Consider the following 6501-nt stretch of genomic DNA (forward strand, 5'->3'; position numbering starts at 1 on the left):
GCAAGCGGCACCGGGATGCGGGGTATCCGCCCCCGCGCTGGGGTTCTTTTTGTGCAGCGGTGCAGCACCTTACCTTTTTTGAGAGGTGTGCCGCAGGCGGCACAGGATGCCCGGTCCCGTCCGGGCGGACGGCTTGTTTTTTGCTTGTGCAAAAAGCAAGGTAAAAAGCACACATAAGGGGGTATCCCCCTTATGGAACCCCCGGAAGGGTGCCCGCCTTTGGCTGGGCGGAAGGGACACGCATGTCAGTGCCCGCCCCAACCTGTTTTTTGCCCAGGCAGGCCCCGCCCGCTCGACCCGGGCTGTGCCGCAAAACCCCACTACTCTGTGCCCGATCGGGCCGGGCTTCCCAGCTTGCCGGGGTGGGGCACACGGGGAGGGGTCGCTGACCCCTAACCCGTGAGGCGCATCCTGCCCGAGCGTCGCGCGTAAGCGCGCTTCGGGCTGAAAGCCCGAGAAGCGAAGGGCGTTGTTTTGGTCGGGAACCCAAAACAACATGCGCCCTGGAACCCAAAACGCCGCGCACCAAGGGGCCAAACGGATGCTGCCCCTAGAGTTTGTGCAGGAGGTCTTTCAGGTTGGGGGCGGCGGGAGCGGCGGCCTGGCGGTTCTCGTCGATCGTCTGCTGGAGCTCCTTGCGCAGGACGCGGACATCATTCGGAGCAGTGATACCGAGCTTGACGCGGTCGGGCGCGGACTCGATAATCTTCACCTCGATGTCCTCGCCGATGAGCAGCGATTCCCCGGGCCTTCTGGTAAGTACAAGCATTCAGCGTACCCCCTTTCCGCCGACGAGCGGATATCTCACCGGCCAGTCCCCCTCGAGGACGACCTGACCGGCGATCCTGCGGGAGGGGTTGACCACGATCGGGCTTTTGAGGTTGACCGTGGAATTCTCGAGGGTATCCTTGAGCACGACCAGCAGCCAGCACATACAGTCCTCCTCGCCGATCTGCTTTTCGAACGCGGCGGGCAGCTCGGGGAGGTAGTCGGCCACCACCGCGTGGGGGTCGGCCAGGATGAAGCAGAGCTCCGGCTCCTCAAGCGACTGCAAAAATGCAAAGTGGCTGCCGATCGAATCGTCATTCAGAAAAACAAACCGGCTCTGGTTCTCAAACCCAAGAATCGGGCTGACAAAAGTAATTTCGCTGGTATCCTCGATTTCGATGACCCCGAAATCCCTGGTACGAATTTTCATCTCATCATCCTCCGTTGCGACTGATTCATAAAATGTGACCTGGCTTGCGGGCGGGCGGAACCAAAACGTTTTTTCTGGCTCCGGGGCGGGGATGCCGGTTCCGGCGGCTGTGCTCCCCACGCAAAACAGGCAACCCCCGCTTTTGTGAAAAACAAGGGCTGCCTGCTCGTTTCAAATGTGGGATGGTTCAGCTTTCCACATAATTCGGGTCCGCACTGGGCGGCACATAGGTTGGCGAGCCGAGCCATTCAACCGATACCTTCGGATACTGCAAAATCTCGATCGAGAATTTGCCGGGGATGTAGTTCATGACATTCTGCTGCTTCTGCCACTCGGTTTCAACCGAACCAGCGTGGTAATCGAGCGAAACGTCATACGGCTGGTAGCTCGAACGCACCTTGCCGCTCGGGATGAACTCGGTATAGGTGGTGATGTCGGCCGACTGCATCATCTTCTGCTGGACGATCTGTGCAATCGTCACACCTTTGTCAATCTCCCCTATCTGATTTCCCAGCTGCACCTCTTCCCCGATCTTCTGATAAACGCTCTGCCTGCCCCGCTGCGCAAACACCTGTAGCCACGAGCCGACCGACCTGACATTCAGGCTTTCGAACAGCTCGGTGGTATCCACATTGACTCTTGCGTTCTGGGTATGCAGGTCGATCCGGGTGGGATCGTGCGACATTTCACCCTTCGGCAGCTTCGGGACCTCCATCTCAAGACGGGCGCTCTGCGTCTGGATGTTGTATTTGATTGGCTGGCTGGTAATTCTGATCAACTGCACAAAAACACCTCCTTTCCCAAGAAACAAAACGTACTGTAATTGGGAACTGCTGTCTATCTCTGGCGGGCGCCCGGCGCCCGGGCAAGGGGTTCCGCCCGCTGCAATGAGCGAAATACTTTATCCTGTGAAGCGCTTTTTTCGGGTGAATTGCCGCGAAGCGGCAAGAGGGGGCTTTTTGCAAGAGAAAAAGCCCCCTTGCAGAAAGGAAATACCGAACAAATCCTAAGATTGGTTCAGGGGGGATAAAGCCGGGTTAGGACAGGAAGTCGAGCAGCGAGGTGGGCAGCAGTTTTGCGCCCAGCTGGAGGACTGCCATCCAGGTATATTCCGACTCTTTCAGTTTGATTGCTTCCTCGGACGGGTCTGCCGAAACGAGGTTGCTTTCGCTCTCGGTCAGGGTCGTGATGTCCGATTCCAGCCGGGTTTCCAGCTGGTTCAGGAAACCGGCGCGGGTATCCAGATCGAGGCGCGAAAGGCGCATATCGTCGGTCAGCTCGTCAAACGCCGTATGTGCGCTCTCGAGTGCGCCGCGGTTATAGGTCCCGCCCGCTTTGCCGTTCGGGTAGCCCAGCGCCTCCTCCATATCGGTAATCAGGTCGTAGACGTTCGGCTCATGCCCCAGCACATCAAGCCCCGAGAACGAGGTCTTGAACGCGGTGCGGGTGTCCACATCGCCGTCATCCGCCTCAAACCGCATCCCCAGGCCAAGGTCAATATAAATCTCCTTGTCGTTGGGCAGCGGACGGGTGAATCCATCTTCATCAATATAGGTGCCGTTTTCGCGGTCGATCTTGGACATCGGGATGCCGTTATAGGTCAGTTTGCCGTCCGCGCCCACCCCGAACGGGGCGGCCGCGTTGGCTGAATCGCTGAACAGGTATTTCCCGCTGTACTGTGAATTCGCAAACTGCAAAATCTGCTCCTTCATACTATGCAGCTCCGCCGCGATTGCCTGGCGCCGCGGTTCGCCGCCCTCTTCACTCAGCGCGCGGACTACCCGCTCGTCAACCGTTTTCATGATGTCGTCGATCGAGTCGAGCGCGTTGAACACCGAGTTCATCTCGTCGATGACGTCCTGTGTGGCGGAGAGCTGGCGTTCGGACGCCTGCCGCTCCTCCTGGATTTTCATTGCGCGCACACCGTCCGCCACATTCTGGGAAAGGCGGTCGAACGCCGCGCCGGTGGTGCCGCGCTCAAACGCTGACGCACGCTTGGCCAGCGTATTATTCAGGTTGCGCATATAATTTCGGCTGACGCTTCTTTGTGTTACCCTCATAAATTTTCCTCACCTTTCTCCTGAGATTAGAGGCCCACCCGGCCGGTACGGTTAATCAGGACGTCGAGCGCCTCGTCAAGCGCGGTCATAAGCCGCGACGCCGCGCTCAGCGACTTGTTGTAAAGCATGACGTTTGCGACTTCCTCGTCCACCACCACGCCCGAAACCTCGTCCCGGCGATCCTGAAGCTCATTGTTCAGGACGGTGGTGGCTTCCAGGCGGTTGTAATAGTAGTTTTTGTCCTCCGCGAGGGTGGTCGAATAGCCGGTGACATAATCGCTGAAGGTGGATTCCACCAGCTCCCCGCGGGACTGGAAGCTGATCTTATCCGCATTCAGCGCGTTGATCAGCTGGTTGAGCGCGTTGTTCTGCTTGCTGTCCAGAATCGAGATCACATAGCTCGGGTTGCCGTTCCAGTCGTCGGTGATCGTCAGGTTCTGCGCGTTGATCGGGCCGCCGTCGATCGAGCCGTACAGCTTTTTCTTGGGCGCGTTGGCGATCATCGTATCCAGCGCCTCCACATGGGTCTGCTTGAGCGCCTTTACGTCGGCCAGCTCCGCATTGACCGCGGTTTCCACCTGGGTCACCCCGGCTGCGCCATCCGCCAGATTGACGCCGCCCAGCCCGGTGATGCCGGTGTCAATATTCGTGTTCTGGTAGCCCTTGTCGTTGTATTCCTTGACAAGGCGGTCCATCTTGTCCTGCAGGGAGGCCATGTAGGTGGTGTCGCCCGCTGCATTTGCGGCCTGCCACTTCTTGTTCAGCTCCTGGAAATCGGCTTTCAGCGCTTCCATATCCTTATACTGCTGGGTGCCGGGGATCAGCGTGCCGGTGATGCCTGCCGCAGTGTTGCCCAGAATCGGGTCAAAAACCGCGTCCGTGGTGGTGCCGAGCGCCAGGGGCGGGGCGGCATACCCCTTGTTTGCCGCGGCCGCATCCGGATATTTGTAGCCCGCAACCAGATCGTCCCACTGCCGCTCCAGATCGGCCTGCTTGACAGTATCGCCCGCTGTAACGGCTGCGTCATACTGTGCCTGTAGGCTTTTATAGGTCGAGAGCAGGCCGTTGAGCGCCGCTTCCTGTGCGCCGAGATCGTCTACCCGCTGTTTCTGCGCCTGGATTTCCGGGGCGGTGGTGTCCGGGATGATGCCGTTGACCGTATCCGCCAGCGTCTGCGCGAAGGTGTCCAGCTTGGCCTGGTAGTAAGGGATACCGCGTTTGGAGGTCTGCCCCTCGCCCGGGGCCGGGCCTGCGCCGTTGATGAAGTCGGTAAACCCTTTGATGATTCCATTCTTAAACTCGGCCTGCTGGTTGGTCGAGACCCAGCGCACCTCCACCGGGACAGTCGAATCGTGCATCAGCTCGGAGTTCGGGTCGGGGAACATCTCGAGCTGGTCATACTTCGCCCGGTCCACCACCGTATGGCCGTTCATGGTCACGGTGACTGTGCTGTCGCTGTTGGTGCGCACCTCGATTTCGCCGTATTTGGAAAGCTCGTCAAGCAGCAGGTTGCGCTCGTCGAGCAGCTCGTTCGGCCCGAAATGCGGGTTGAGCGAAGCGCCCACGTCGTCGCCGATCGATTTGTTGACCGCTGCCAGCTTTTGCACCAGCTGGTTGAAGTCCTGCACCGAAACGCTCAGGTCAAACTTCTGCTGGGAGGCCACGTTATCCAGCTTCATCGAAAGCTGCTGGAGGGTTTGGGCCATATTCTTGAACGTGTTCATCACGATGTTTGCATAGGTTTCGGAATACGCGTCCTTGGAGAAGGTGGAGAGCGAATCCATCATCTCCTTGAGGGAATAACGGATGCCGCTGTCGCCGTTGACCTTCAGCTCGTCGATCGTGGATTCGATATCCCCGAGCAGGTTGTTGACCTTGTCATAATAGCCGGTCTCGGCGTTCTCCTCCCGGAACCGCTTGTCGAGGAACTTGTCGCGGGTCTGGGAAATGCCGTTGATCTCCACGCCCTGCCCGGCAAGCCCTGCGCGGTTATAACTGTAACGGGTGGCGCTCACATTGGGGGCCACCGCCACCTGCTCCAGCCGCTGGCGGGTATAGCCATCGCTGTCCCAGTTGACGAGGTTCTGTCCGGATATGTCAAGCCCTTTCTGGGCAGTCATAATTCCGCGCTTTGCAATGTCAAAGCCCATAAAAGTCGGTCTAATCAAGCCAAAGTCCTCCTAATTTTAGATTTTCTTTTCGAACAGCGAGCTGGACGCCCGTTCCGCCGCCCTGGCTCCCGGCGCTGTGTAGGCCGCGGGGGCCTCCTGCGGCAGCGCGCTGCCCAATGCTTTCAGGTTCGCTTTGGCGAACGCGATGGATTTTTCGTTGGTAAACCGGATCATGCTGATCTGTTCCTGGATTTTTTTGAGGGACTTTTTCAGGCGCTCCCCCTCTTTGCCGCCGATCCGCTCGGCCGCCTGCGCGAGGGTCAGGCCCGAAAGCCCCGCCTCGGCCGCTGCCGCTTCCCGTTTCTGGTCGAGCTGCTCCAGCCGCATCAGCGCGGCCTGCTGGCTCGAGATCACATGGTTGACCTTCCCCGCGTCATACGAGATCAGCGAGCGGTATTTGGTTTCCTCCTGCCCCGCCAGCTCGTCGATGAACGCCTCATATTTAAAGATCAACTGCGCAAACCTGTTTTCTGCTTCGGTCATCTGGTCACCGCCTTACAGCCCCAACCAGCGCTGCATCACTGCATCCGCCAGCTCCCCGGTCGGGATATGATAGGTTCCGTCCTTCACCGCGCTGCTGATCCGCTCGAGTTTCCCCGGGTCGGAGGGTTTTTGCATCTCATCCATCACCGCACGCGTCAGCCGCTCGGCCTCGAGCTGCCGCGCTCCCTGCGTGCTGATCGAAATACGGTCGGTATGCTTCTTGCGTCCCGCCGCTTCCAGCGCCGCTGCAAAGCTCCCTTCCGCTTCCGGCTTGCGGGCGGCCTGCTTATATACTCCATATGCGGATACCGAATTTATCTTCATTCCGAATCCCCTCGTTTCTGTCCCGCCGCCCGTCGGTTTCCCTGTGCCGCGGCTCTTATCTTTCATTCTCTACTAAAAGTATTCGTCTCTTTTCCCCAAAACTAAACGCTGCGCTATGAAAAAATGTACAGCTGCGCAGTACCTTGCCTTCTTAAATTAAGAATGCCGCCCTCCGGCGGCAGAGGATGCGGGGTGTCCGCCCCCGCGCTGGGGTTCTTTTTGTGCAGCGGTGCAGCACCTTACCTTTTTTGAGAAGTGTGCCGCA

Annotated in this window: 7 protein-coding genes; all 7 read right to left on the reverse strand. The window is 58.8% G+C overall.

The features are described from left to right. Positions 1–550: 550 nt before the first annotated feature. The 7 genes from csrA to C814_RS10955 all read right to left on the reverse strand — a co-directional run bounded on the left by csrA (position 551) and on the right by C814_RS10955 (position 6236). Positions 551–769, reverse strand: coding sequence for a carbon storage regulator CsrA (gene csrA / locus C814_RS10930; protein WP_016317883.1), 219 nt, complete (start codon positions 767–769; stop codon positions 551–553). Then, entirely contained in the window at positions 770–1198 is a 429-nt protein-coding gene (gene fliW, locus C814_RS10935; protein WP_016317884.1) for a flagellar assembly protein FliW, read from the reverse strand. A 187-nt stretch (positions 1199–1385) separates the two neighbouring features. Next, on the reverse strand, positions 1386–1982 hold the full coding sequence (locus C814_RS10940) for a DUF6470 family protein (RefSeq protein WP_016317885.1): 597 nt from the start codon (positions 1980–1982) through the stop codon (positions 1386–1388). Between the two features lie 253 nt (positions 1983–2235). Then, entirely contained in the window at positions 2236–3258 is a 1023-nt protein-coding gene (locus C814_RS10945; RefSeq protein WP_016317886.1) for a flagellin N-terminal helical domain-containing protein, read from the reverse strand. Positions 3259–3284: 26 nt separating this feature from the next. Next, positions 3285–5426 carry a flagellar hook-associated protein FlgK gene (gene flgK / locus C814_RS22180; RefSeq protein ID WP_016317887.1) on the reverse strand — a complete coding sequence of 714 codons (2142 nt, stop codon included), beginning with the start codon at positions 5424–5426 and terminating at the stop codon, positions 3285–3287. Positions 5427–5444: 18 nt separating this feature from the next. Further along, on the reverse strand, positions 5445–5912 hold the full coding sequence (gene flgN, locus C814_RS10950) for a flagellar export chaperone FlgN (protein WP_016317888.1): 468 nt from the start codon (positions 5910–5912) through the stop codon (positions 5445–5447). A gap of 12 nt (positions 5913–5924) precedes the next feature. Next, on the reverse strand, positions 5925–6236 hold the full coding sequence (locus C814_RS10955; protein ID WP_016317889.1) for a flagellar biosynthesis anti-sigma factor FlgM: 312 nt from the start codon (positions 6234–6236) through the stop codon (positions 5925–5927). Positions 6237–6501 lie beyond the last annotated feature (265 nt).

The sequence above is a fragment of the Anaerotruncus sp. G3(2012) genome (genome assembly GCF_000403395.2).
Lineage (GTDB): Bacteria > Bacillota > Clostridia > Oscillospirales > Ruminococcaceae > Anaerotruncus.

Bases quoted from the DNA above. Each gene is read 5' to 3' on its own strand.
- csrA (WP_016317883.1), bottom strand. From the start codon at position 769: ATGCTTGTACTTACCAGAAGGCCCGGGGAATCGCTGCTCATCGGCGAG.
- fliW (WP_016317884.1), bottom strand. From the start codon at position 1,198: ATGAAAATTCGTACCAGGGATTTCGGGGTCATCGAAATCGAGGATACC.
- C814_RS10945 (WP_016317886.1), bottom strand. From the start codon at position 3,258: ATGAGGGTAACACAAAGAAGCGTCAGCCGAAATTATATGCGCAACCTG.
- flgN (WP_016317888.1), bottom strand. From the start codon at position 5,912: ATGACCGAAGCAGAAAACAGGTTTGCGCAGTTGATCTTTAAATATGAG.
- C814_RS10955 (WP_016317889.1), bottom strand. From the start codon at position 6,236: ATGAAGATAAATTCGGTATCCGCATATGGAGTATATAAGCAGGCCGCC.